General features: G+C 64.7%; 22 protein-coding genes. 11 read left to right on the plus strand and 11 right to left on the minus strand.

Annotation, left to right across the window (positions count from 1 at the left end; genetic code table 11):
* Positions 1 to 123: 123 nt before the first annotated feature.
* Positions 124 to 1479, minus strand: a complete 1356-nt coding sequence (locus U5760_RS10945) for a replication initiation protein (RefSeq protein ID WP_322011674.1) — start codon at positions 1477 to 1479, stop codon at positions 124 to 126.
* Between the two features lie 1910 nt (positions 1480 to 3389).
* Here U5760_RS10945 and U5760_RS10950 point away from each other — a divergent pair.
* Positions 3390 to 4592 (plus strand): DNA-binding protein, encoded by a 1203-nt coding sequence (locus tag U5760_RS10950; protein ID WP_322011675.1) that lies wholly within the window; start codon positions 3390 to 3392, stop codon positions 4590 to 4592.
* 85 nt (positions 4593 to 4677) lie between these two features.
* Here U5760_RS10950 and U5760_RS10955 read toward each other — a convergent pair whose 3' ends face one another.
* The 3 genes from U5760_RS10955 to U5760_RS10965 form a co-directional block, all read right to left on the minus strand.
* On the minus strand, positions 4678 to 5673 hold the full coding sequence (locus U5760_RS10955) for a site-specific integrase (RefSeq protein WP_322011676.1): 996 nt from the start codon (positions 5671 to 5673) through the stop codon (positions 4678 to 4680).
* A gap of 117 nt (positions 5674 to 5790) precedes the next feature.
* Complete coding sequence (locus U5760_RS10960) at positions 5791 to 6186, minus strand: DUF2471 family protein (RefSeq protein ID WP_322011677.1); 396 nt, start codon at positions 6184 to 6186, stop codon at positions 5791 to 5793.
* A gap of 86 nt (positions 6187 to 6272) precedes the next feature.
* The gene (locus U5760_RS10965) at positions 6273 to 6944 is read right to left on the minus strand and encodes a helix-turn-helix domain-containing protein (RefSeq protein WP_322011678.1); all 672 of its coding nucleotides are present in this window, start codon (positions 6942 to 6944) and stop codon (positions 6273 to 6275) included.
* 144 nt (positions 6945 to 7088) lie between these two features.
* Between U5760_RS10965 and U5760_RS10970 the strand changes: the two genes are divergently transcribed.
* On the plus strand, positions 7089 to 8288 hold the full coding sequence (locus U5760_RS10970) for a glycine C-acetyltransferase (RefSeq protein ID WP_322011679.1): 1200 nt from the start codon (positions 7089 to 7091) through the stop codon (positions 8286 to 8288).
* Between the two features lie 18 nt (positions 8289 to 8306).
* A complete protein-coding gene (gene tdh / locus U5760_RS10975) occupies positions 8307 to 9335 on the plus strand; it encodes an L-threonine 3-dehydrogenase (protein ID WP_322011680.1) in 1029 nt (342 codons plus the stop codon).
* A gap of 10 nt (positions 9336 to 9345) precedes the next feature.
* Here tdh and U5760_RS10980 read toward each other — a convergent pair whose 3' ends face one another.
* A complete protein-coding gene (locus U5760_RS10980; protein ID WP_322011682.1) occupies positions 9346 to 10005 on the minus strand; it encodes a YceI family protein in 660 nt (219 codons plus the stop codon).
* Positions 10006 to 10170: 165 nt separating this feature from the next.
* Here U5760_RS10980 and U5760_RS10985 point away from each other — a divergent pair, with 165 nt between their 5' ends.
* The 3 genes from U5760_RS10985 (at position 10171) to U5760_RS10995 (ending at position 12058) form a co-directional block, all read left to right on the plus strand.
* Positions 10171 to 10863 (plus strand): TetR/AcrR family transcriptional regulator, encoded by a 693-nt coding sequence (locus U5760_RS10985; RefSeq protein ID WP_322011683.1) that lies wholly within the window; start codon positions 10171 to 10173, stop codon positions 10861 to 10863.
* Positions 10856 to 11335, plus strand: a complete 480-nt coding sequence (locus U5760_RS10990; RefSeq protein WP_322011684.1) for a nuclear transport factor 2 family protein — start codon at positions 10856 to 10858, stop codon at positions 11333 to 11335. The genes U5760_RS10985 and U5760_RS10990 overlap by 8 nt, the downstream gene beginning before the upstream one ends.
* Before the next feature lie 195 nt (positions 11336 to 11530).
* Entirely contained in the window at positions 11531 to 12058 is a 528-nt protein-coding gene (locus U5760_RS10995; protein ID WP_322011685.1) for a hypothetical protein, read from the plus strand.
* Positions 12059 to 12108: 50 nt separating this feature from the next.
* On the opposite strand, the gene U5760_RS11000 is transcribed toward U5760_RS10995, so the two are convergent.
* Positions 12109 to 13035, minus strand: a complete 927-nt coding sequence (locus U5760_RS11000; RefSeq protein ID WP_322011686.1) for a LysR family transcriptional regulator — start codon at positions 13033 to 13035, stop codon at positions 12109 to 12111.
* Positions 13036 to 13133: 98 nt separating this feature from the next.
* On the opposite strand from U5760_RS11000, the gene U5760_RS11005 reads away from it, so the two are divergent.
* Positions 13134 to 14564, plus strand: coding sequence for an aldehyde dehydrogenase family protein (locus U5760_RS11005; protein ID WP_322011687.1), 1431 nt, complete (start codon positions 13134 to 13136; stop codon positions 14562 to 14564).
* An 87-nt stretch (positions 14565 to 14651) separates the two neighbouring features.
* On the opposite strand, the gene U5760_RS11010 is transcribed toward U5760_RS11005, so the two are convergent.
* Positions 14652 to 16076, minus strand: coding sequence for a PLP-dependent aminotransferase family protein (locus tag U5760_RS11010; protein WP_322011688.1), 1425 nt, complete (start codon positions 16074 to 16076; stop codon positions 14652 to 14654).
* Between the two features lie 319 nt (positions 16077 to 16395).
* On the opposite strand from U5760_RS11010, the gene cyoA reads away from it, so the two are divergent.
* The 4 genes from cyoA to cyoD are packed head-to-tail and all read left to right on the plus strand — an operon-like array spanning position 16396 to position 20219.
* Positions 16396 to 17256, plus strand: a complete 861-nt coding sequence (gene cyoA, locus U5760_RS11015) for a ubiquinol oxidase subunit II (protein ID WP_415914084.1) — start codon at positions 16396 to 16398, stop codon at positions 17254 to 17256.
* A gap of 6 nt (positions 17257 to 17262) precedes the next feature.
* Positions 17263 to 19254 (plus strand): cytochrome o ubiquinol oxidase subunit I, encoded by a 1992-nt coding sequence (gene cyoB, locus U5760_RS11020; protein ID WP_322011691.1) that lies wholly within the window; start codon positions 17263 to 17265, stop codon positions 19252 to 19254.
* Between the two features lie 3 nt (positions 19255 to 19257).
* Positions 19258 to 19848 carry a cytochrome o ubiquinol oxidase subunit III gene (cyoC, locus tag U5760_RS11025; RefSeq protein WP_322011693.1) on the plus strand — a complete coding sequence of 197 codons (591 nt, stop codon included), beginning with the start codon at positions 19258 to 19260 and terminating at the stop codon, positions 19846 to 19848.
* Positions 19845 to 20219 (plus strand): cytochrome o ubiquinol oxidase subunit IV, encoded by a 375-nt coding sequence (gene cyoD / locus U5760_RS11030; RefSeq protein WP_322011695.1) that lies wholly within the window; start codon positions 19845 to 19847, stop codon positions 20217 to 20219. The genes cyoC and cyoD overlap by 4 nt, the downstream gene beginning before the upstream one ends.
* A gap of 333 nt (positions 20220 to 20552) precedes the next feature.
* Here cyoD and U5760_RS11035 read toward each other — a convergent pair whose 3' ends face one another.
* From U5760_RS11035 to U5760_RS11050, 4 genes are all read right to left on the minus strand, one after another.
* On the minus strand, positions 20553 to 21494 hold the full coding sequence (locus U5760_RS11035) for a DUF1571 domain-containing protein (protein WP_322011696.1): 942 nt from the start codon (positions 21492 to 21494) through the stop codon (positions 20553 to 20555).
* Between the two features lie 60 nt (positions 21495 to 21554).
* On the minus strand, positions 21555 to 23330 hold the full coding sequence (locus U5760_RS11040) for an AMP-binding protein (protein WP_322011697.1): 1776 nt from the start codon (positions 23328 to 23330) through the stop codon (positions 21555 to 21557).
* Positions 23331 to 23454: 124 nt separating this feature from the next.
* Positions 23455 to 24501: an alpha/beta fold hydrolase gene (locus tag U5760_RS11045; RefSeq protein WP_415914075.1), complete on the minus strand. Its 1047-nt coding sequence runs from the start codon at positions 24499 to 24501 to the stop codon at positions 23455 to 23457.
* A 74-nt stretch (positions 24502 to 24575) separates the two neighbouring features.
* The gene (locus tag U5760_RS11050) at positions 24576 to 25499 is read right to left on the minus strand and encodes an alpha/beta fold hydrolase (RefSeq protein ID WP_322011739.1); all 924 of its coding nucleotides are present in this window, start codon (positions 25497 to 25499) and stop codon (positions 24576 to 24578) included.
* Position 25500: the final 1 nt, after the last annotated feature.

The raw sequence follows: 25500 nt of genomic DNA on the forward strand, positions 1-25500 counted from the left end.
TCGGTAGCGATCTCCAGCCGCGGCGGGCTGGAGATCATCGGGGAGCCGGCTCGCCACGGCCGGGTGGCCGGATTGCCCGGCAACGGCGGTGTGACTATTCAGTCCCGGTCGTTTTCAGCGCGCTCACGCAGCGCGTGACTGGCTCAGCGTGAAGGCGAGCAGATCGCCATCGGTCGGCTCACCCCAGGTCTTGCGGGCCAGCCAGTCGAAGAAGGCAGTTTCGCTCAGCTTCGATTCGATACCGCGACGGCGCCAGTCGTCGCGCAGATGCGCCCCCATCCCCGGCAGTTCGTCGCTCTCGAACGACTGGCGCGCCAGCTCCCGTTCCAGCTCACCCTGCTCGTCGTAAAGGGCGCGGGCTTCCTTGCGCCGCCATGCCGAATACTCGTCGAGCAGGCGCGCTTTCGGATCGTTCGCCGACAGCGCCGGGCCGCCCTTGCCGCTCACCGCACCGCCCGACTCGGCCGCTTCGACCGGCGGGGCATAGCCCTTCTTCAGCGCGTCCTTGAACAGGGCCGCGGCACTGCGCACCGGCGGCAGGCTGGTGCTACGCATACGCTGCTCGGTCAATTGCAGGGCGGCGCGAATGCGGTTTTCTTCGCTATCGGCATAAAGCGACTGGGCCTCCTTCAGCGGAATCCCAATCTTCACCATGCGATCCACGAGCGTGCTGTCGAACACGTTCGGGTGCTCGTCGAGCGCGAGCATGGGCTGCTTGCGCTCAGTGACGCGAAACTGGATTTCGGCCACTCGACGGCCTTCGCGATGCTCGATGAGCTCGACGAAGATATTCGTCACGGCGTTGACTTCCGCAATCGCCGGACGCAAATAATCGCGCTTGAAGTATTTGTATTCGCGCTTCGCCTCGTCGCCGGCTTCGGTATCCGGCGTACCCGAAAGGATCGGACGCCACCACTCCCAGGTCTCGCGCATGGTGAGATGGCTGGGATTCGTCAGATAGCGCACACAGATCTCATAGAGCGCGAGGCCCGCGCTGCTGCGCAGCTGGCTCTGGAACTGAAGGCTCAGGCGCGCGTACTGGACCGGATCCAGCAGTTTCTTCTTGATCTTCGGCGCAAACGAGAATTCCACCCAGACGCGCCGTGTTGCGGGATCTTCGAGAATTTCGGCATCGGCGATCAGCGTCGAGATCCCCCACTTGCGCCCCGGCTTCTGACTCGACGTCCCCTGGCTCCATTCGACCTGCACCGACACCATGCGGCGCAGATGTTCCTTGACGAGTGCCGTGTCGTTGGAATCGAAAGCGGAATTGGCGACGATATCGGAGAGGAGTGCGCGATACGTGTCGCCCGATTCGTCGGCCTGCTGGGCGACGGCGAGCAGCACATTGAACAGCTTGCGGGTCAGCAGCGTGATCTTGCCGCTCTTCGGCTGAATCGCAATCGCCTCGACGGCCTTGCGCAATTCCGCCGAACTGGGGCTTACCACATCGGTTTTTTTCACGCGCTTGGTGGCCATGCGTCGGGTCGAGGAGAGATTTTCGCGAAAGGATACCGCCTGTGGTGATAGGCGTCTATAGGGACGCTCTCACCGTTGGGGGTGATGCGGTCGATCGGTGTGCGACTCACCACCCGGTGTTCCCGAAAAGACTCACCCTTGGTCGCCAGGCCGATATCGCGCAGGCTTGACGGGCTAGGCCATCGGCACGGCAGGCCCCGATCCTGCAGTGCCGCAAGGCTTTCCGGTCGCTCCCGTATCATCTCACCTCAAAAAAATCTGACGACATCACCGAAATGCAACGGGGCGACGGGAACGCGTACAACGCCACCCAGGCGCACGAGCCCCGGCAGGTGCCGTGTGAACGGAACTGCACCGGGTCGGGCCGCAGGATCCCCTGGCGGCTACAGGGTCTGGGGCGAACGACCGCAACAACCCGCGTTGTCGCGGCCCTTGAAGGTCTTTTCTACCCGCGAAGCGTCCCACTTCCCCTCGTCGTTCTGTCGGTAGCATTCACCTTCGTCGCTCCCCTCCCGTAAAACCTCACCATTCGTGTCGCCGCAGGTAGCGCACGATGGGGCTGTGCTCCAAGCGCCGTCGAGAAAAGGCGCGTTAGCACTCCCGAAAAAGCTCCCCTTTTGAGAAGTCGTGCACGCACTGTCCTCTTCCCGAAAAGACTCACCTTTTGGCAAGACCAGGGAAAAGTCCAATAGATTCCGTGACTTATCCACATCCTCTTTCGTACCGCAACACGCCAACTGGTCCCCGAAAAGACTCACCGTTAGCCGAGACGGTCGTTTGCCTTCGGAAAATCCTGGGTGGCGTCACACTCCCGAAAAGCCTCACCTCAGAGAATCAAAAACCAGACAGGCAATCCAGATCAGCCCCGTCCTGTCGGTGTTTCCGGGTCAGTGAACACCAACTTGCTCCCGAAAAACCTCACCCAAGCGTTTTCGATACGGGTTCCAGGCTCCCGAAGAAGCTCACCTCAAGGCGATACAGCCGGCATCGCATCGGCATTTTCGACTCCATCCGGCAAAAGGCCGTCTGTTCCCGAAAAATCTCACTTCAAGCCCGGTAATCGAGGTTGAAACCAGAATTGGCCACCCAAGCCTGCCCTCCCGGTCGCGCCTAATGCCCCTGTAAAGTCTCACCTTAAGCGCTCCAGGAGGCCCCGCAGGCCTGAAATCGGCCATTCGCTCCTGAAAAACCTCACCTTGAGCGGGCTTTCTTTCCCGGTTCGGCTCACCTGCCTCTCCAGAGCGCCTGGTTTTCCGCCCAAAATCCGCTGTAATGACACTCCTGAATCCGCTCACCGTTGCAGTTCATGCAACATCGCCACGCATCGCCGGCTCACCGGCGATCCCACGCCCCTGGCTCCCGTAATCGCTCACCCTTGCCCTGAAGTCAAGAATCGCCCGGCTCCTGAAGCCGCTCACGTCCTTTCCCGAACTGCCTCACCGGCCTCCCCGAACCCCGTCACCGGCCTATCCCGCAGTTCCTCACCCGACATCCCGTAAAGCTTCACCCGACCCCGCTGTATCCCTTGCCTGGTAAGGGTTTGCCGTGGCGTTAACGTTTTTAACAGGTATCAAGGGTGTTTACTTTTATTACTCTCAAGCACAACAACCCCGCGAGTCCCCGGAAATATCCCTTTCTCCCACCAACCTGCGGCATGGTTACCTGTCTCAAATACCGTGAAACACGCCCCAAAATTCTGCCCACAGACGAAACCCATGCATTTACAATGGGTTATGAAACAAACTTCGATTTGTTTCACGGTCTTGAAACGCGAGATAGTCTCAGATATGGGATTCAGCTCAATTAGACGAGTGTTGAAGCAAGAGCGCATTGGGTAGAAGCAAAAACGTATCAAACAATACGTAATTTGTTATTATCCAGCCATTCTGCCTTGTCTCGAGATAACAACCATGCAAGACGAAGACCGCCAGACCCTCCGCAACGAGCTCGAAGCCCTGCGTAAAGACGGGGCACGACGTCAGGAGCTTTCGCTCCATGCCTGCAAGCGCCTCTTTTTCGACTATGGCATCCGGCCTTCGATGGCCGCCGTGCGAGACCTGACCCAGACGGGCAGTGCGAGCGACATTCCCAAAGACATCGAATTGTTCTGGCAGCGTATCCGGACGGCGTCAAAAGTCCGGATCGGCGGCGGCGCCATCCCTCCCCTGCTCGAAGAGCGTGCGGGAGAATTGCTGGGCGCCCTGTTCCAGGAAGCTCAGGTGCTCGCCCGCGAGGCGCTGGAAGCGGAACGTGGCGAAGTCGAATCGGAACGGCACGCGGCCGACCAGACGCTGCGCGACGCCGAGGCGCGCAATGCCGCCGCCGCCGAACTCCTGCAGCGCAGCGAAGCGCGCACGGAAGCCGCCTGGACCCAGGTGCGCGAACTGGAGAGTCGGCTCGCCGCCTCGTCGGCTCATGGCGCGGTTCATCAGGACAGCCTGCAAAGTAATGTGCACCGCCTCGAGGCGGAGAAGGATGTGCTAACCCGGCGGCTCGAGGCCGAACAGGCGACCAATGCCGGATTACGCGATCGGATCGATACCTTGCACGACGACCTTCGCCGCAGCACCGAGCACTACGCCCAGCAGATCAAGGATGCGCTCGCCGAAGCGGAGCGGCGTGTGAAACCCATGTTGGTCGAGCTCGATTCGTTGCGCACGATGTCGTCCACCTGGCAAACGGCGCAGCGCGAGGCAAGCCGCAAGGAATTCGATTTCATCCAGCAACTGGCCACGGCCAAGGCGCGCGCCGACCGGCTCGACGCGCTGTCGCGCGAACGCTCGGACGAAGTGGATCTCCTCACGCGCCAGGTCAACGCCCTGCGCGCCCAGCAAGGCATCGATGCTTCCGTGGCGGAAGTGCTGTGCGCGCTGGCCACGGCCGGCCGGCTCAGCGATGAAGAACTCGGCCGGCTCGGCACGGTCGTCGACGGCCATGTCAGCCTGCCGGCGCATTGCCCGAAATGTCAGGAAGGGGAACCCGAGCTTTCCCAGGCGGGCGACGGTTACGAACTCTCGTGTCCCGAGTGCGAGCACACGTCCGGAACGGGCGTATCGCGGCTTGCTGTCGTCAGCCGCTTTCTGTCGGGCAACCGCGCATCCGAAGTGGCTTGAGGTGAGCGGTTACGGGAGCCAGGCCTCGTACTTCACGTGAGGCTATACGGGAGCCGAGGCAGCGCCGGGGTCCACGTGGCGGCGCTCAGGCCGAACCCGGCAGGGTGTCGGCATGGGGCGCGCCGCCCTCGCGTTCGGCCCATAAACGCCAGGCACGATGCAGCCGACCAGCCGAAATCGGCTGCATGAATCCGAGCCACTGCCCCACCTGCTCGGCACTCACTCCGCGTTCGAACAAATCAGCCGCATAGGTATTGCGCAGCGTCTGGGGACTCGCCCGTTCCGCGCGCCGCTCGCCCACACCGCTCGTTTCCACGATCGCGTCGACCGCGCGCAGCACGGTCGCCTTGTGCATCGGCCGCCCCGACGGCGAGCCCGGAAAAACGAGTTGCCCCGGCAGGTCCGCGCGCTGACGCGCTTCGAGCCAGGCGCCGAGGACATCCACGGCGAAGGGGGCGAGCCGTGTAACGCGCGTGAAAAGCGGATTGTCGGCTTCGATGGTGAGCCATTCCGAACCCGGCTTCACGCAGTCCAGCGTGAGCGCAAGCGCATCGCCCGTCTTGAGACCCGCGCCGAGAAATACGGCGACGAGCGCCCGGTCGCGGCGTTCACGCCAGCGCTTCGCGGCCGATTGTTCTTCGAGCGGCGCGAACAGCTGGGCAAGTATCGCCGCCCGTTCGGTCGCATCCAGAAAACCGGTCGGCTCGTTTTCCCGTGCGTTGCGCCAGGCGGCCTCGCCGTCTTGCGCGATGAAGCGTGCCGGATTGGTCGAGGCGAGTTCGATTTCCCGAACATGGTCGAGCACGCGTTCGATGAGCCGCAGGTAGCGCAGCCGCTGCGGCTTCTTTACGTCGAGTCCGGCAACGAATTCGGAGATCGTGCCGGCGTCGACGGACAGTATCGTCTTGTGCCGCAGCGCCATCCATTCGAGAAAGCGTCCCCACTGAACGCGGTACACGTCCGCAGACGAATGGCGGAACTGTTGCGAAGCGAGCCAGGCATCGAAGGCGCCGACCGGATCGCGTTGCCAGTCTGCCCGCTGCTGGTCGAAGAGATCGTGTGGAGGGTGGGAAGACGCCATCACTCTCATTCCGTTAGTTGCATTAGCAGTCTGGATTGTAGCGGGAAGCGCGTGCTTCGGGCGGCATGTCCTGGCGCTACGGCGAGGGCAAGGGCAAGATCCGGCGGTCTGGTCTGTCTAGCCGCCCCAGGCGCGCGGGCGCCGCGGCGCGTTTTTCCGCTGGGTGGCACGGCGTGCCGCATCGGCGCTTTGCGCTGCACGCTCATAGGCGGAAACCGCGAAGGCAAATACGGCAGGCAACGCGTTCGACCGGCCGAAATCCACGGGATCGTCGGTTTCCGGGTAAGCGAGTTCGCCCGGGCGCTGAAAGAGCCCGAGCATGATGGCGTCGTGCCGGCTCGCAAAGCCGAGGTCGGCGAGCGCTTCGGCTTCGATGGCGTGCAGGAGCCGCCAGGTGAGCGGCACCTCCTGGGCGATGTAGCGCTGGGCAATGCTTCGCACGACGTGTTCGAGGTCGCGCGCGGCCGCCTGAAAACGCAAGGCGGCCAGATCCTGTTCGTTGGGGGTCGGCATGGCTGCTCCAGTCGATCTTGGAACTGTATAAATATACAGTATCGGAGCCGGCTGCGCAGCCTGCTTTTTGTGCGGCCGGTACCGCCTCAGCCGTGGATCACGACGAGGAGCGCCCGCGCCTCGCCCTTGCCGGCGTTGCGGATCGCATGCGGCTGGTCGGCGATGTAGCGCGCCGTGTCCGCGGCCTTCAGGCGTTGCGCCGACCCCGCCGCTTCCACGTCGATGGTGCCCTGCAACACCGTGAGATGTTCGCGCGTGCCCGGCTCGTGGGCGTTCGACACCAGCGCACCGCCGGGCTTCAGGGTCAGCTCGTACCATTCGAAGTGGCCGGCGAGCTCGATCGGCCCCCAGACGCGCAGCTGGTAACCGGCGTCCTGACCGAGCAGTGTCGGAATGTCGTGGGGGCCGGCTACGGCAATCGCGTCGGGTGCCTTCGGCGCGGCGAAGAGCGAGTCGAGCTTCACGCCGAGCGCATTGGTGAGTCGCCACGCCACGGCGATGGTCGGGTTCGCCTTGTCGCGCTCGATTTCCGATAGCATGGATTTCGACACGCCCGCCGCGCGCGAGAGGTCGTCGAGCGTCATCCGGCGTTCGTTGCGCAGCCGCTGGATCTGCTCGCCGACGCGCGGCGGCGCCACCGGTGCGGCGGTGGCCGATGCCGGGGCCGAAGCGGTGCCCGATACAGCGGCGGGCGCGGTGCCCGTCGTCTCCTGGGGCGCCGTCTGGGTTGCCGTGCGCGGTTTGCGGGTGCTTGCCATTTACTGCCCCATCGTTTAGAGTTTGTTCGACATATCGAACTCAAGTTCGAAAAAACGAAAATTTCCGGTAAAGCTGACGGCGACTATAGCAGGCGCCAGCCCATCCCGGTATCGCCCAGTATCGGATTGTCAGGAGCTAGACCCATGCGAACCCCCTATCTCGAGCATCTGCGCGCCACGCTCGCGCAGATCCGCGCCGACGGCTTCTACAAGAGCGAGCGCGTGATCGCCACGCCCCAGTCGTCGGCGATCCGTCTTGCGGATGGCAGCGGCGTGCTGAACTTCTGCGCCAACAACTACCTCGGCCTCGCGGACGACGCGCGGCTCATCGCGGCGGCGAAAGACGGCCTCGACCGGGACGGGTTCGGCATGGCGTCGGTGCGCTTCATCTGCGGCACGCAGACCGTGCACAAGCAGCTCGAAAGCGCAATCGCCCAGTTCCTCGGCACCGAGGACTCCATTCTGTACTCGAGCTGCTTCGACGCCAACGGCGGCCTCTTCGAAACGCTGCTCGGCGAAGAAGACGCGATCATCAGCGACGAACTGAATCACGCGAGCATCATCGACGGCGTGCGGCTTTCGAAGGCGCGCCGCTACCGCTACAAGAACAACGACCTCACCGATCTCGAAGCGAAGCTGCGCGAAGCCGACGAAGCCGGCGCGCGCTACAAGCTGATCGCAACCGACGGCGTGTTCTCGATGGACGGCATCATCGCGGACCTCAAGGGCATCTGCGACCTCGCCGAGCGCTACGGCGCACTCGTGATGGTGGACGACTCGCACGCGGTGGGCTTTATCGGCGAACACGGACGCGGCACGCCCGAGCACTGCGGGGTGGCCGAGCGCGTGGACATCATCACGGGCACGCTTGGCAAGGCGCTGGGCGGCGCGTCGGGCGGCTATATCGCGGCGAAAAAGGAAGTGGTCGAGCTGCTGCGCCAGCGCTCGCGCCCGTATCTGTTTTCGAACACGCTCGCGCCGAGCATTGCTGCGGCATCGCTCAAGGTGCTCGAATTGATTGCGAGCGACGAGGGCGCGCAACTGCGTGAGCGCGTGCGGGCCAACGGCGCGCACTTCCGCCGCGAGATGAGCGCGCTGGGCTTCACGCTCGTGCCGGGCGAGCACCCGATCATTCCCGTGATGCTCGGCGACGCGCTGGTTGCCTCGAAGATGGCCGACGCGTTGCTGCACGAAGGCGTTTATGTGATCGGTTTCTCGTATCCGGTGGTGCCGAAGGGGCGTGCGCGCATCCGCACGCAGATGAGCGCCGCGCATACCCCCGAACAGATCGAACGCGCGGTCGCGGCGTTCGCCCGCGTCGGCAAGCAGCTCGGCGTAATCTGATAAGGTATCCTGAATAAAATGAAAGCACTCGCCAAACTCGAACGCGCGCCGGGCCTGACACTCACCGACGTACCGAAGCCCGAAGTCGGCCACAACGATGTGATGATCAAGATTCATCGCACCGCGATCTGCGGCACCGACATTCATATCTGGAAGTGGGACGACTGGGCGCAGAAAACCATTCCTGTGCCGATGCACGTCGGCCACGAATACGTGGGCGAAATCGTCGAAATGGGCCAGGAGGTGCGCGGCTTCAATATCGGCGACCGCGTGTCCGGCGAAGGCCACATCACCTGCGGTTTCTGTCGCAACTGTCGCGCGGGGCGCCGCCACCTGTGCCGCAATACCACGGGCGTGGGCGTGAACCGCGAAGGCGCGTTCGCCGAATACCTCGTGATTCCGGCCTTCAACGCGTTCAAGATTCCGCCCGAAATCTCCGACGATCTCGCTGCGATCTTCGATCCGTTCGGCAATGCCACGCACACGGCGCTCTCGTTCAATCTCGTCGGCGAGGACGTGCTCATTACGGGTGCGGGGCCGATCGGCATCATGGCCGTGGCGATCGCGAAGCACGTGGGCGCGCGCAACGTGGTGATCACCGACGTCAACGACTATCGCCTGGAACTCGCCCGCAAGATGGGCGCGACGCGCGCCGTCAACGTCTCGCGCGAATCCCTGCGCGACGTGATGAGCGACCTGCACATGACCGAGGGCTTCGACGTGGGCCTCGAAATGTCCGGCGTGCCGAGCGCGTTCACGGCGCTGCTCGAAGCGATGAACCACGGCGGCAAGGTCGCGCTCCTCGGCATTCCGCCGGCGCAGACCGCCATTGACTGGAACCAGGTGATCTTCAAGGGCCTGGAAATCAAGGGCATTTACGGGCGCGAGATGTTCGAGACCTGGTACAAGATGGTGGCCATGCTGCAAAGCGGGCTCGACCTCTCGCCCATCGTCACGCACCGCTTCAGCGTGAACGACTATCAGAAGGGCTTCAACGCGATGCTTTCGGGCGAGAGCGGCAAGGTCATTCTCGACTGGACGGCCTGAGCGCCGGGCTTCACGTTCCCGCGGCCGGCTGCTCGAATTCGGCCTGAATCCGGACGTCGATCTCGTCGCCGACCGCGGGGAACCACGTCGTCAGGCCGAACTTCGCGCGGCTGAAATGGCCGCTCGCCGAGAAACCCACGGTGGGCTGCTTCGTCAGCGGATTCGGCGCGTAGCCGTTGAACGTCACGTCCAGCGTTACCGGTTGCGTGACGCCATGTATCGTCAGGTTGCCGGTGAGCGTGCCGCGTCCTTCGCCGGTGCGCTCGAAATGCGTGCTCGCGAAGCGGATCTCGCCATAGTGCTCCACGTCCAGCATCTGCGATCCCTTCACCATCCGGTCCAGCACCGGCACGTTGGTGTCGAGACTGGCTGCGTCGATGGACGCATTCACAACCGCATTCTCCAGACCGCCGGCCTGCTGCCAGTCGAGGTGGGCGCTCGCGCGGTCGAAGCGCATCACGAAGCGCGAATAATGCAGATGGTCGACGTCGAACACGACGCTCCAGTGATGCGGGTCGAGTTCGTAGCGGCCCGGCGGCACGGCCGTTTCGACGCTGCTCACGCTATGGGTGACGACACGCAGCGGCGTGCAGGCCCATAGCAGCCCCGCTACGCCGAGCGCCGCGCACACCGCCCTTCCTCTTGCTGTCCAATCGCGTTTTCCTGTCATGGCCTCTCCTTCGTCGCTCGATGTTAACGCGTCTGCGAGGCCGGCTATTCCCGACATGCCCCCACGCGGCACAGGGATTTTCCCTTGACTTGGGAGAATGATCGTTCTACATTGCAGTCATGGAGAATGATCGTTCTACCTCGTTCTGCCGTGGAGCACACCGCAATGAGTCTCTCTAGCCAGGCCGCTTCCGGCGGCGCCCAATCCGATGTCCGCGAACGCCTGCTTGAGGCCGCCGAGGCGTTGATCTATGCCGGCGGCATTCATGCCACCGGCGTGGATGCCATCGTTCGCGAGGCGGGTGCCGCGCGCAAGAGCTTCTACACCTGGTTCGAATCGAAGGATGCGCTCGTGGCCGCGGCGCTCGCGCGGCGCGACGAACGCTGGATGCGCTGGTTCATCGAAGGCACGCTCAAACGCGGGGCGTCGCCCGAAGCGCGGCTCTTCGGCATGTTCGACGTGCTGCGCGAATGGTTCGCCTCCGAGGGCTTTCACGGCTGCGCGTTCTTGAATGCCGCGGGGGAAATCGCCTCGCCCGACGATCCCATTCGCGTGGTTGCGCGCGAGCACAAGGAACGGCTTCTCGACTTCGTGCGCGAACAGTGCGATGCACTGATTGCCGAACGCGGCGCGGCGCGCCGGCATGTCGAACGCCTTGCGCGCCAGTGGCTGATCCTGATGGACGGGGCGATTGGCGTGGCGCTCGTGAGCGGCGACGCCGACGCTGCGCTCGATGCCCGCGCCGCCGCAAAACCCTTGCTCGATACGCTGCCAGGCGCGACCGCGCCGCGCAGTCCCCACCGTGCGCGGCCGCCGGCCCGGCGTGCCGCCCGTTCCCTGGAGAAAGATGATGAGTGATGTTGCCGAAGTCCGTCCGCCGCTGCCGCCCTTTACGCGTGAAACCGCTACCCAGAAGGTGCGAGCCGCCGAGGACGGCTGGAACACGCGCGATCCGCAGCGCGTTTCGCTGGCCTATACGCCGCAAAGCGTCTGGCGCAACCGTGCGGAATTCGTCACGGGCCGCGCGGCCATCGTCGAGTTTCTCTCGCGCAAGTGGGCGCGCGAACTCGACTACCGGTTGATCAAGGAATTGTGGGCCTTCACGGAGAACCGCATTGCGGTGCGTTTCGCCTATGAATGGCACGACGATTCCGGCAGCTGGTTCCGCTCCTACGGCAACGAAAACTGGGAGTTCGACGGCAATGGCCTGATGGCGCGCCGCTTCGCCTGCATCAACGATCTGCCGATCGAGGAGAAAGCGCGGCTCTTCCACTGGCCCCAGGGGCGCCGTCCCGACGATCATCCTGGTCTGAGCGACCTCGGTCTCTGAAGCGCGCGCCATCCTCGTTCATGGTCTCGACTCACAGGGCGGGCATAATCGCGGGCGGCGCCGGCTGTCCGCGTGGCCCGTTCCGGCATCCGGGCGGGACCTCCATTGCAGGGGCATCGAGTTGCGGTACAGTGCGCCATGACCTGAATCCCACAAACCCAGGCAAGCAAACGGCACGAGCGAGGATGGAGACCCATGCGTTTCTGGCGCAAGCACGGCGGCACGGCAGCGATAAAGACAATCAGAATAGCGGCGGCCGGTGCGCTGTTGCTGGGCACGGCGGCCGGTGCGCACGCCACCGACTGGTGTAGCGGCGGCCTGTGGGTCGACGCGATGGCGGGCTCGTATCACATCCATCCCGACAAGGACTTCGAGCAGTTCAATCCCGGCCTCGGCGTGGAATGCTGGCCGGGCGATACCTGGGCGCTCACCGCAGGCGGCTTTCGCAATTCGTTGCGGCGGCCTTCGTTTTACGGCGGCGCCGTATGGGCGCCGGAGTTCCTGCATTGGGGCTTTGTGCGCCTCGCCGCGATGGGCGGCATTATCTCGGGCTACAACTACGGCGACTGGGGCCTCGGCCGCAATCACACGATCGGCCCCGTTGCGGCGCCTATCCTGATGACGGCATACAAGCGCGTGGGCGTGAACTTCATCGTCATTCCGCCGATTCCCTCCGACGATCTGCCGTTCACTATCGGCTTTCAGTTGCGCGTGAGGTTTTGAGTGCGTGCCACAGGCGCACCAACATGACAGAGCCTGGCGTTCGCATCAGTTCAGTTTGCCCGGGTGTCTCGCAACGGCGCGCCAGCCAGGTTCAGCTCATGGACCAGATCGATCAGTGCCCGTAGCCGCGCGGGCATGAAGCGATGGCCGGAGTAATAGAGCCGCAATCCGCCAAACGATGGGCACCACGGCACGAGCACGGGTATCAGCGCACCGCTTTTCAGTTCTTCCCCGATAAACCATTCGGAGATGAAGCCGACGCCCAATCCCAGCAGTACCGCCTGCTTGATGGCCGGCATTTCGTTGAGCACCAGGCGCACGGGCAGATCCATCTGCAATTTCTTGCTGCCTTTCTCCAGTTCCCAGCGATAGATGCCGCCGTGCGACATGCGCATGCCGATGCTTTGGTGCTTGAGCAGATCGCGCGGGTGCCGGGGCGTGCCGTGGCGCGCCAGGTATTCGGGCGTTGCCACGACGAGCATGCGGATGTCGCGCGAGAGCGGCACGGCGATCATGTCCTGCGGCACGGACTCGGCGAGGCGAATGCCAGCGTCGAATCCCTGGGCCACGATGTCGACCATGCGCGACTCGCTCTCGATGTCGATCCGTATCCCGGGATAGCGCTGCGCGTACTCGTTGAAGAGCGGCTCCAGCAACAGGTAGGCCGCGCTCTGCGGGGCATTGATGCGCAGTGTGCCGCTGGGCACGCCGAGACCGGCACCGGCTTCTTCGCCGGCGCTCTGGATCTCGGCGAGCGCCGGCGCAATGCGTTCCACGTAGCGCTGGCCCGTATCGGTGAGTGCAACGCTGCGCGTCGAGCGATTGAAAAGACGCACCTTCAGGCGCGCCTCCAGCCCGGCGACGGCGCTGCTGACGGCCGTGGTGGACATGCCCAGTTCCTGCGCTGCGCCACGAAAGCTGTTGCGGCGCGCAACGGCCAGAACCACTTCCAGTTCGGTCATTCCTGTTCGGTGCATGGATTGTCCTGAATTTAAGGATACGTCATCAGCCATAAGGCGGCTTATTAGAACAATAAACCCATCCTAGACTACGTTGCATCTCCCAGGGAGCCACCATGCAACGCATTGAACAGATCTACATCAACGGCGAATTCGTCACGCCGCACGGCCAGGAATGGTTCGATCTTCACAACCCGAGCACCGAGGAAGTCATCGGCCAGGTGTGGCTGGGCGACGAGCAGGACGCGCAGCGCGCCATCGCGGCAGCCCGGGCGGCGTTCCCTGCCTGGTCGCGCACCACGCGCGACGAGCGCATCGCGGCCCTGCAGCGCATGCACCGGGCCGTGGCCGCGCGTGAAGAGGCCTTGATGGAGGCCATTCTTGCGGAATACGGTGCGCCTGCGGCGCGCGGGCGCTGGATGGCGACGTATCCGGCCGATGTCATCGCCCAGGCGATCGATGCGCTGAAGGCCTTCGTGTTCGAGGAACAAGCGGGCGCCGCCACCGTGATCCAGACGCCCGTGGGCGTCGCGGGTCTCATCACGCCCTGGAACAGCAATGCGGGCTTTATCTGCAACAAGCTGGCCACCGCGCTGGCAGCGGGTTGCACCGCCGTCATCAAACCCAGCGAGATGAGCGCGATGCAGACGCAGATCGTGACCGAAGCGCTGCATGAAGCTGGCCTGCCGCCGGGCGTATTCAACATCGTCAATGGTCGCGGCGACGTGGTCGGCGAAGAGATCGCGCGCAATCCCGGCGTCGCCAAGATCTCGTTCACGGGGTCGTCCGCAGTGGGGCAGCATCTGGTGGCCACGGGCGCCGCCACGATGAAGCGCGTGACCCTGGAGCTGGGCGGCAAGTCGCCCACGGTGGTGCTGGAGGATGCGGACTTCGCCGCCATCATGCCGATGGTGTTGCAGGCGGGCTTTGCCAACAGCGGCCAGGCCTGCATTGCGGGCACGCGCATCCTCGTGCCGCGCAACCGCCTGGCCGAATTCGAAGCGGTAGCGAAGGAGGCGGTCTCGCAGATCCGGTCCGGCGACCCGCGCCATGCCGATACCGACATCGGCCCGATGGTGAGCCAGAAGCAATGGGAGCGGGTGCAGCACTACATCCGTATCGGACAGGACGAAGGCGCGATGCTGCTGGCAGGTGGCGAGGGCCGGCCGGAGGGCTTGCACGCGGGCTGGTTCGTCAAGCCGACGATCTTCAGCCGTGCCGACAACCAGATGCGCATCGCGCGCGAGGAAATTTTTGGCCCCGTGCTCACCATCATCCCCTACGAGGACGAGGCTGACGCGATCGGCATTGCTAACGATACGCGCTATGGACTGAGCGCCCTCGTGTTGGGCAAGGACCGCGAACGCTGCGAGCGCGTGGCGCGGCAGATCGATTCCGGCCGTGTACTTGTCAATACACTGGCTCACGAGCCGCGTGCACCCTTCGGCGGGTTCAAGCACTCCGGGCTTGGACGGGAAATGGGCAAGTGGGGCATGGGCGCCTACCTGGAGCCCAAGACCTTGCTGAGCCATGCCGTGACGGAGTAATGGTCCAGGAGACCGGCGCAGCGCGCCGGTTCATACGGACTCCCTGGCGATGATACGGCGTGTGCAGCGAGTGAGCATGCGCCGGCACTAAACCACGATAGCGGTATCGCTATGAGGTCTGCGTTCAAGCATATCCGCGAGCTTGCGCAGCGCCGCGGTCAGCTCGGAACGCCCGGCGCATCCGCCCAATGAAATCCGCACGGCGTTGGGCGCCTGCCTGCCGCTATGGAAGGCCGAGGCGGGCGCCACCACCAGACCCTCGGAGCGGGCGAATGCCGTGAGTTCGTTGGCGGACCAATGGTCCGGCAACACGTGCCATACATGAATGCCGCCTGCGCTTCCCGTGCTTTTCACGCTTCCGGCGTGTGCCGCGCCGCCCAGAATGCGGCGCGCGAGTTGCTGGCGCGAGCGTGCCTCCGCCTGCACGCCGGCGAGCAACTGTGCGGCGGAGCCGTCGTGCATCCATTGCGCCACCAGCGCCGTGGTCAACGGCGTGGCCATGAGCGAGAGCGAGCGTAGCGAAGCGAGAAACGGCGCTTCGCTCTGCGCGTCCGGCAGGACGAGATACGCGGTCCGCAGTCCCGGCGAGAGGCATTTCGACAACGTGGAAAGGTAGTAAGTCTGCTGCGGCACGAGCCGGGCGAACGGCGGCGGCGCGTCTTCGGCGAAGCGCCAGTACGGGTCGTCTTCGACGATGCGCACAGCGAATCGCGCCGCAATGGCGCCGATTGCGAGGCGGCGCGATTCCGGCATGGTGGCCGCGGTCGGGTTTTGCAGCGTCGGATTCAGGTATAGCAAGCGCGCATCGTGCTCGCGGCACGCGGCTTCGAGCATGTCCGGCCGCATGCCGTCGGCGTCGGTGGCCACGCATTCCACGCGGCGCCCCAGTTGCCGTGCCACGAGCGGCAGGCCGGGATACACGAGCGGCTCGGTCAGGATCACGTCGCCCGCCTGCGTCGCCGAGAGGATCAGCGCCGCGAGCGCCGACTGGGCGCCGGGGCACACCACCACCTTCGCGGGATCGACCGCGCCGATAACCGGCCTGAGCCACTGCGCGCCGGCATGGCGGTCTGCCTTGCTGCCGCCGCCCAGGTGATAGGTCATCAGCAGATCGATGTCGCTGCGGATCAGCACCTGCGACATGCCATCGCGCAACAGCGCTTCGAGATCGACGTCCGCGGGCGGCGGCGGAATGTTCATGCTCAGGTCGACGAGCTGGGCCAGTTCGACCCGGGAAGGCGCCACGAAGGTGCCGAGCGGCCCGCGCGATTCGATCAGATGACGACGATGAGCCTCGTTCAGGCCACGCGTGACGGTGGTGAGATTCACGCCGAGCAGGTCGGCGAGCATGCGCTGCGGCGGCAGGCGGTCGCCGGGCCGCAGCGCGCCGGTGGCGATGGCGCGCTCGATGAAGGTGGCGAGCTGCGCATAGCGAGGCCCCGCGCCGGGCGTGAAGCCGGAGAGCCAGGCAAGCGTTTCGCCGGTCGATTCTGCTGAAGAGGTGCGCGTCATTTCGCCGCGGATGTCTGATCTATGTCTTACTCTAGCATGCCCAGAGTTAGGACGTAAATCCATACATGGTGTGCTTTGTATGCTAATGGCACAAAGCATGCTCACCGGGCCAGAGAGCCGAAACGACTCCATCGGGCGGTGGCCGAATGCGGTTTTGCATGGGTTTGCGAGAACCGCAACCTCGGGTTATGACATGCAAAAACCACCTACATTGGCGCAGGCAGGGGACACACTCCGTCCGCCGGCATTGCGGCAGGGCTTCATACGGAGTGCGAAGCTCCTCGCCCTCGGCGCTGCGGCGCTTCTTTCCGGCTGCAACATGGTGCTGCTCGACCCCAAGGGCGACATCGGCGTGCAGGAAAAGCACCTGATCCTCATCGCTCTCGGTCTCATGCTGCTCGTCGTGATTCCGGTGATCGCGCTCACGCTCTGGTTCGCGTGGCGCTATCGCGCGGGCAATCCGCGCGCGACCTATGCGCCGAAATGGGCGCACTCGACGGTCATCGAAGTCGTGGTCTGGTCGATTCCGTGCGTGATCGTGCTGACGCTCGGCGTGCTGATCTGGCGCACCACGCACGCGCTCGATCCCTACCGGCCCATCGAATCGCAGGAAAAGCCGCTGCGCGTGGAGGTGGTGGCGCTCAACTGGAAGTGGCTCTTCATCTACCCCGACTACGGCGTCGCCTCCGTGAACCAGCTCGCGATTCCCGTGGGCACGCCAGTGTCGTTCCGGATCACCGCCGAGTCGCTCATGAACTCGTTCTTCATCCCGCAACTGGGCAGCCAGGTGTACGCGATGTCGGGCATGCAGACGAAGCTCCATCTGATCGCGAACGCGCCCGGCGTCTATGCGGGCCGCTCGGCGGCGTTCAGCGGCCCGGGCTTCTCCGACATGCACTTCGACACCGTCGCCACGAGCCGCGCCGACTTCGACGCCTGGATCGCACGCGCCAAGGCTTCGCCCGAGCACCTCGACGTGGCCGCCTACACGCGCCTCGCGCAGCCCGGCGAGAAGGCGCCCGTGACGCTTTACTCGGGCGTGGTGCCGGGGCTCTTCGACGGCGTGGCGAACAAGTACATGCGCGACGCCAACGGCAATCCCATCTGCGGCGCCGGCGTGCCGGCCTTCACCCTCGACCGCCGCGGCGCCCGCGCGGGCGCCACCCTGGCAGCGGAGTAATCAACCATGTTCGGAAAACTCACGCTCGATGCCGTTCCCTGGCACGAGCCCATCATCATGGGCACGGGCGCCGTCGTGGCGCTTCTCGGCCTTGCCCTCTTCGCCGCGGTCACGATCGCGGGCAAGTGGGGTTATCTGTGGCGCGAATGGATCACCTCGGTCGATCACAAGCGCATCGGCGTCATGTACATCATCCTCGCGATCGTCATGCTGCTGCGCGGCTTCGCCGACGCGATCATGATGCGCGTGCAGCAGGCTCTCGCCTACGGCGACGCCGCCGGCTATCTTCCGCCCCATCACTACGACCAGATCTTCACGGCGCACGGCGTCATCATGATCTTCTTCGTGGCCACGCCGCTCATCCTCGGGCTGATGAACGTGGTCGTGCCGCTGCAGATCGGCGCGCGCGACGTGGCCTACCCGTTCGTCAACTCGCTGAGCTTCTGGCTTTCCGTCGTGGGCGCGGTGCTGGTGATGGTCTCGATGTTCGTCGGCGATTTCGCGGCCACGGGCTGGGTGGCGTATCCGCCGCTCTCGGAGCTGGGGTATAGCCCCACCACGGGCGTCGATTACTACATCTGGTCGTTGCAGCTATCGGGTCTCGGCACCACGCTCTCCGGCATCAACTTCATCGTGACGATCCTGCGCCTGCGCGCGCCCGGCATGGACCTGATGAAGATGCCGGTGTTCGTCTGGACCGCGCTCATCACCAACATCCTGATCGTCGCCGTGTTTCCCGTGCTCACGGGCACGCTCGCGCTGCTCACGATGGACCGCTATCTCGGCATGCACTTCTTCACGAACGAGCTGGGCGGCAACGCGATGATGTACATCAACCTGATCTGGGTGTGGGGCCATCCCGAGGTGTACATCCTGATCCTGCCCGCGTTCGGCGCCTTCTCCGAGATCATCGCCACGTTCTCCGGTAAGCCGCTCTTCGGCTACAAGTCGATGGTGTACGCGACGGCTTCCATCGGCATCCTCTCGTTCTTCGTCTGGCTGCACCACTTTTTCACCATGGGCTCGGGCGCGAACGTCAATGCCTTCTTCGGCATCATGACCACGATCATTTCGATCCCGACCGGCGTGAAGCTCTTCAACTGGCTCTTTACGATGTACCGCGGCCGCATCCGCTATCACAGCGCCACGCTCTGGACCATCGGCTTCATGGTGACTTTCGCCGTGGGCGGCATGACCGGCGTGCTGCTGGCCGTGCCGGGCGCGGATTTCGTGCTGCACAACTCGCTCTTTCTCGTCGCGCACTTTCACAACGTGATCATCGGCGGCGTGGTGTTCGGCTGTCTTGCGGGCGTGAGTTTCTGGTTCCCCAAGGTGTTCGGTTTCACGCTCAACGAGTTCTGGGGCAAGGTGTCGTTCTGGTGCTGGCTGATCGGCTACTGGCTCGCTTTCACGCCGCTTTACATCCTCGGCTTCATGGGCATGACGCGGCGCATGAATCACTACGACGTGCCCGAGTGGCATCCCTGGCTCGTGGTGGCGCTCGTGGGCGCGGTGTTCGTGGGCCTCGGCATTCTCGCGCTGATCGTGCAGATCGTGGTGAGCGTGCGCGACCGGGAAGCGAACCGCGATTTCACGGGCGATCCGTGGGACGGCCGCAGCCTCGAATGGTCCACGGCCTCGCCGGCGCCGTTCTACAACTTCGCCGTGCTGCCCCGGATCACGTCCATGGAGCAGCACTGGGACAACAAGGAAACGGGCCGCGCCTATGCGCAGCCGCCTGCCTACGAAGACATCCACATGCCGCGCAATACCGGCGCGGGTTTCATCATTGCCGCATTCAGCCTGCTGTTCGGCTTCGCGTTTGTCTGGCACATGTGGCCTTTCGTGGCGCTGGGCTTCATCGGCATGGTCGCCACGTTCATCCGGCGCAGCTACGACCAGGATGTCGATTACTGGGTGCCGGCCGCCGAGGTCGAGCGCATGGAGAACGCCCGCTTCGAACGGCTGGCGGAACTGGAACTGAAGGAGGTCGCGTAAGTCATGGCTCACGCTGCACTACATCATCACGGCCACGAGGACAGCACGAAGACCACGCTTGGCTTCTGGATCTACCTGATGAGCGACTGCCTCATCTTCGCGACGCTCTTCGCCACCTTCGGCGTGCTCGCGAACGCGACAGCGGGCGGCCCCGGCGCGAAGCAGCTGTTCGAGCTGCCTTACGTGCTCGGCGAAACGCTGCTGCTGCTCGCGAGCAGCGTCACCTTCGGCATGGCGATGCTGGGTCTTCACGCGAACCGGCGCGCGCAGGTGTTCGCGTGGCTCGCCGTGACCTTCGTGTTCGGTGCGGGTTTCGTGGGCATGGAGGTGAACGAGTTCGCCAAGCTCGTGGCCGACGGCACGGGCCCCGGCACGAGTGCGTATCTTTCGGCGTACTTCACGCTGGTCGGCACGCACGGGCTTCACGTGACGGCCGGTCTGCTGTGGATCGCGATCACGATGCATCAGACCATGAAATTCGGTCTCACCAGCACCGTGCGCCGGCGCCTCGCGTGCCTGAGCCTCTTCTGGCACTTTCTCGATCTCGTGTGGATCTGCGTTTTCACCTTCGTTTATCTGCGAGGCATGCTGTGACCCACCCTCACGCCACCCATCCGGCCGACCACGACGATGCGCACGGCAGCCTGAAAAGCTATCTGATCGGCACGGTTCTTTCGCTCGTGCTCACGCTCGCCTCGTTCGGCGTGGTCATGTTTCATATCGGTTCGCCCGAAGTGGGACTCGCGGCCATCGTCGTGCTGTGCGTCGCCCAGTTGGTCGTGCAGCTCGGGTATTTCCTGCACATCGGCTCGGCGCGCAGCCAGCGTTCGAACACCGGCATCTTCGTGTGCACGGCATTCCTGATCGCGGTGATCGTCGGGCTGTCGCTGTGGGTCATGCGCAATGCGAACGACAACATGATGCCCACGCAGTTGAGCGTCGAGCATGCGATGGCGCACGACTAGGCTTGAGGTGAGGGTTTTCGGGGGCTGGGCGGTGCGTGACATGGCACGATGCGCATCACCCTAAGCGTTCGACCGCGAAAAAGGGCAAAAGTGAGTAGTTCCAGGAGACGTTTCGAACGTTTCGTGGCCAAAACGTGAGGGTTTTCGATCTGCCAGGTTCACCTGAGCGATTGAAACACGTCGTTAGCGGTCCCGATCTCCTGGAAACACTCACCTGAACGAGCTTGAGTACCTGCGCGGCGCCTGTCGCGCAGGTCGCTTCCCGAAAAGGCTCACCTTTCTTCTTCAGCGCGCTGCCCGGCCTTGCCTTGACCGGGGGGCGCGATAAGCGACTCAGAACTTGTAATCGGGATTCTTCGGATCGAACACCGCTGCGTCGAAAGTCTTCGGCTCGATCTTGTCGATCACGATCCTCTCGAACATCTGGCCGCTGTCGTCATACGCTTCGACCGTGCGGAAATACGGATGCCGCAGATCGAGGCCCAGCGTCTGCTTCTTCGCGTAGTACTGCGGCTTGCCGGCCGGCGAGACGTAGGTCAGCGCCACCACGCGCACGCCGTTCATCACTTTCACCTCGACCTGCGGCGTGTACGGGGCCCCCACCTCGACGTACTTTTTCGCGTCGGTCATGAACTGGCTCGTGATGAATTCGGTGCCGAGGTCGGTGATCTTGTGATTCGACTGCGAGCGCGCGAGCGTGCCGTCGAGCGCCGTCCACATCGGCATCACGCCTAGCAGGCCGCCCAGGTGCCCGTACATTTCGTCGCTGCGCTTCGAGGCGTCGTAGATCACTTCCTCGCCCGAATGATCGCCGTCGGACAGCCACTTCGCGTAGATCCGCAGCGGGTCGTGCTCGAGCTTGACCTGCATGTGCGCGGGCTGGCTCGGCCACTTGCCGTTCAGTCGCTCCCAGCGCCACAGTTCGAACTCGTAGGACGGATAGCCTGAGGGGCCGAGCTTGATGAGCGTGGGCACCACGAGCGGATCGAGCGACTGGAAGAGCGAGGTCAACTGGGCGTCGTCCATTTTCTCGAGTGCGCCGCTGCGCTGGGCATGCTGAAGCCAGCGCACCTGTTGCTCGATGGGCAGCTTGCCGACCTGCGCGGGGGCCGTGGCGGCGACGCCTTGCGTCGCGCCGGTGTCGTCGCCGGCGGCAGGCGCGGGCGTGCCGCTTTGCGCGAGCGCGACGGCCGAAGCCAGCGCGAACGCCGCACAGGCCAGAGATCGGATCAAGCGGACTTTGGCGCGCGGCGCCGGCGTTTGTTGCGGTTTCATTTTTTGTCTCCCTGTTTGAAATGATGCGCGGGACCATGAACATCCGGTCCCGCGCGTTTGCTACCTGGTATTCGCGGGGCGTGCGAGCCTTGCGATCTCCTCGTCGCGCAGCGCACGGCGCAGGATCTTGCCGACGTTCGTTTGCGGCAGCGCGTCGCGGAACTCGACGGCGCGCGGCATCTTGTAGCCCGTGAGGTTGCGGCGGCAATGCTGGAGCAGGTCTTCGGCGGTGAGCGCGGGATTGCGCGAGACCACGAAGATTTTCACGCGTTCGCCCTGCACCGTGTCGGGCACGCCGATCGCCGCGACTTCGCGCACGTCCGGGTGCATGGCCACCACCTCTTCGATCTCGTTCGGATAGACGTTGAAACCCGAGACGAGGATCATGTCCTTCTTGCGGTCGATGATCTTCATGAAGCCCTGGGCATTCATCACGCCGATGTCGCCCGTTGCGAGCCAACCGTCGGCATCGAGCACCTTCGCCGTTTCGTCTGGCCGTCCCCAGTAGCCGAGCATCACCTGCGGACCCTTCACGCATAGCTCGCCCGCCTCGTCGATGCCCGCCCACGTGCCGTCCTCGCGGCGCAGGCGCACCTGCGTGGAAGGCACGGGCAGTCCGATCGAGCCTTCGAAGTCGCGCAGGTTCTTGAGATCGACCGGATTGGTCGAGACGATGGGCGAGCACTCGGTGAGCCCGTAGCCTTCGATGATCGGCTGGCCCGTCACGGCCTTGAAGCGATCGGCCACGGCCTTCTGCGTGGCCATGCCGCCTGCCATGGCGAGCTTGAGTGCGGAGAAGTCGCGCCGGCAGAATGCTTCGTTGTCGAGGAGCGCGTTGTAGAGCGTGTTGATGGCGGTGATGCCGGTGAAGGTCTCGCGGCGCAGGACCATCATCATGCGCTTCGTGTCGCGCGGATTCGCGATCAGGATGTTGCGTCCGCCCAGACCCAGGAAGATCAGTGCGTTCACCGTGAGCGAATAGATGTGATAGAGCGGCAGCGGCGTGAGAACCGTTTCGATCTCGCCGGTGAGCTGCGATTCGGACCACGCCTTCGCCTGCAGCACGTTCGCGATGATGTTGCGATGCGTGAGCATCGCGCCCTTCGCGACCCCGGTGGTGCCGCCCGTGTACTGGAGGAACGCGAGATCGCCGGGCGTGCGCGGCACGGGCACGAGCGTGCGCTTCGCGCCGGCCACCAGTGCGAAGCGCAGCCTGATGGCTTGCGGAAGGCGGTACCTGGGCACCATTTTTTTCACGTGCCGCAGCACGAAGTTCAGCAGATGGCCTTTGAGGTTCGCGCCATCGGCAAGCAGGTCGCCGAGCGCGGTGACCACGATGTGTTCGACCTGGGTGCCCGGCAGCGCCTCTTCGAGCGTGTGCGCGAAGTTCTCGAACACGACGATGGCGCGTGCGCCGCTGTCCTTGAGCTGGTGCGCGAGTTCGCGCGGCGTATAGAGCGGATTGACGTTGACCACCACGGCACCGGCCTTTAGTGCCCCGAAAAGCGCGACCGGATACTGGAAAGTGTTCGGCAGCATGATCGCGACACGCTCGCCCGCCTGCACGCCCACTCCTTGCAACCAGGCGGCGAACGCTTCGGCCTTGCGTGCGAGTTCGCCATAGGTGAGCGTCGAGCCGATGCTCACGTAGGCCACGCGCTCGCTGAACGTCGCCACGCATTCGTCGAAGTACTCGACGATCGACGCGTAGCGCGACACGTCGATCTCGTGCGGCACACCGGGCGGATAGGATGCGTACCAGATGCCGTCGGTCTCAGGTAGGCCGTCTGCGGGCGTGAAGGCGGACAAGGCCGCGCTCTGGGGTTGGGCTGCCATGCTTGTCTCCGGTTTTGTCGTGGGCGATACGTGCGCCATCTCCACAATAGCAAGGCAACCCTGTCTTGACATTTAGGTCTACAGAGCAGTCGCTCTAGTGCGTGTCGGGCGCGTGCAATGCCTGCTACGCGTGCTTGCGCGGGGCCTGAACGGCTTCGTCCAGCTCGGCGGAAGCGGTCTCGCGACCGCCGTCCACGCCGCGCGCCGTCGCGCCCGACACCACGGCCTGCAGCCACGCGGCCGTTGCCTGCGGCGCGGTGACGGGCAGCATATGGCCGCCTTCCACCACCTTCAGCGCGACCCGCTTCGAGCGCCGCCGCAGCGCATCGCCGTGGCGGATCCAGTTGAGCACGATGTCGCCGCGACCGAACAGCACGTCGGTGTCCACCTCCAGCTGCGCATAGCGCTGCTCCATGTCGGCGAGGTCGCCGGTGCCTTCGATGGCGACGAGATCCTCCGACGCGCCGAGAAACCCCTGGGGCCGCAGGCTCAGCATGCCGCCGCCGCGCTGCGGAAAGTCGGCCGGCACGGCTTCGGGCGCGAAGACCTGCTTGAGTACGGTCGCGCTGGTGGCGAGCGCAACGGGCGTGGCCAGCGTGCGCGCCACGATGCGGCGCACGAATGCCGAGCGGATCACGAGCGCGCGAAACGCCTTCGGCACTTCGGTCTGCACATGCGTGAGCGGCGCGATCAGCGCGAGCCGCGATACCGCCTGCGGATGATTGAGCGCAACGGCAAGCGCAACCGCCCCGCCCAGCGAGTGCCCCACGAGCACGGGCTTGTCGAGCCCGAGCGCCGCGAAGAAGCGCACGACCGTCTCCGCCTGGGCATAGACATTCGCCGCGGAGCGCGGGCCGCGCGTGGAGTAGCCGGTACCCGGCCGGTCGATCAGGATCACGCGATGGTGGCGTGCGAGCGCATCGATGGGCAGGTAGGCGAAGTTGCGCATCTGCCCGCTCAGCCCGTGGACGAACACGATGGGCGGTCCCTCGCCGCGCTCGACATAGTGAATGCGGTCGCCGCCGATATCGATGAGCTGGCCGTCCATCGGCACCGCCTGTTCGATGCGGCGCGCGGTGCGCCGCGAGAAGGCGGCGAGTCCCGCGCCGGCGACGGCCAAAGCCGCCGCGGCTGCGGCGATGGTGAGGGGAAGCGTTGCGATAGGGTTCACCGGCTGACCTCTTGATGTTGGAGTGGGTCGATCCAGGGGCGCCCGGCCCCTGTGTCTCTTCGTTAGGTTGTCTCTCAGGTGCCTTCGGGCAAAGCATGGGCCGCCGTGTGCGCGGCGGCCGGTACGGCGGACGGCGGCGATTCGCTCGCCACCCAGGCGGCAAAACTGTCGATGCGCGCGGCGATGAGCGGCGCATCGCGCACCACGGTCCAGTGCGTCGATGCGATCATCTCGCGCCGGTAGCGCCCAAGCCAGCGGTCGAGCCCTTCGGAGAGCGCGGGCGTGACGTAGCGGTCGAAGCGCGGCACGAGGAACTGCACCGGTATGCGCGTGCTGCGCTCGCGCGGTTTGCGCGCACGGGCGAGAAAGTTCGCGCGATACAGCTTCAACCCATTCAGGCTGTTGCGCAACTGGTGCGGATCCCGTGCTGCGCGCACGCGCTCGGTCTTCCAGAGCCACCATGGCCACAACCGCGCGCCCCCTGCGCGCCAGACGAGTTCGGGCACGAACGGCAGATGGAAGAACGCGATGTACCACGATTTCAGCGTCTGGCGCAGATCGAGCGGAGTGCGAAACACATGGTCGAGGCAGGGCCCGGAGATCGACGTGTACGACGCGATCCGGGCTGCATTGGCCGGATCGGTGACGGCTTCCCAACTCTGGATCGACCCCCAGTCGTGGCCAACCAGATGGAACGGCTGCGTGCCGCAGGTCGCGTCGGCCACTGCCATCAGATCGCGGGCGAGTTGCGCGAGCCGGTAGGCCGCGCGCTCGCGCGGCACTTGGGACGCGCCCGCGCCGCGCACGTCGTAGGCGATCACGCGATAGCGCGCGTCCAGTTCGCGGCGCAGCGGCTCCCACACGGCTGCCGAGTCGGGATAGCCATGCACGAGGATCACGGGCGGCGCGTCGGCGGGGCCGCTCGCATACACCGCGAGCCGCGCGTCGTCGGACTGCACCGCGAAGGTCTCGTGCGTAGTCTCGGGCCCCGGGCGCATG

It is taken from the genome of Paraburkholderia sp. J12, from assembly GCF_905220215.1.
Classification (GTDB): domain Bacteria; phylum Pseudomonadota; class Gammaproteobacteria; order Burkholderiales; family Burkholderiaceae; genus Paraburkholderia.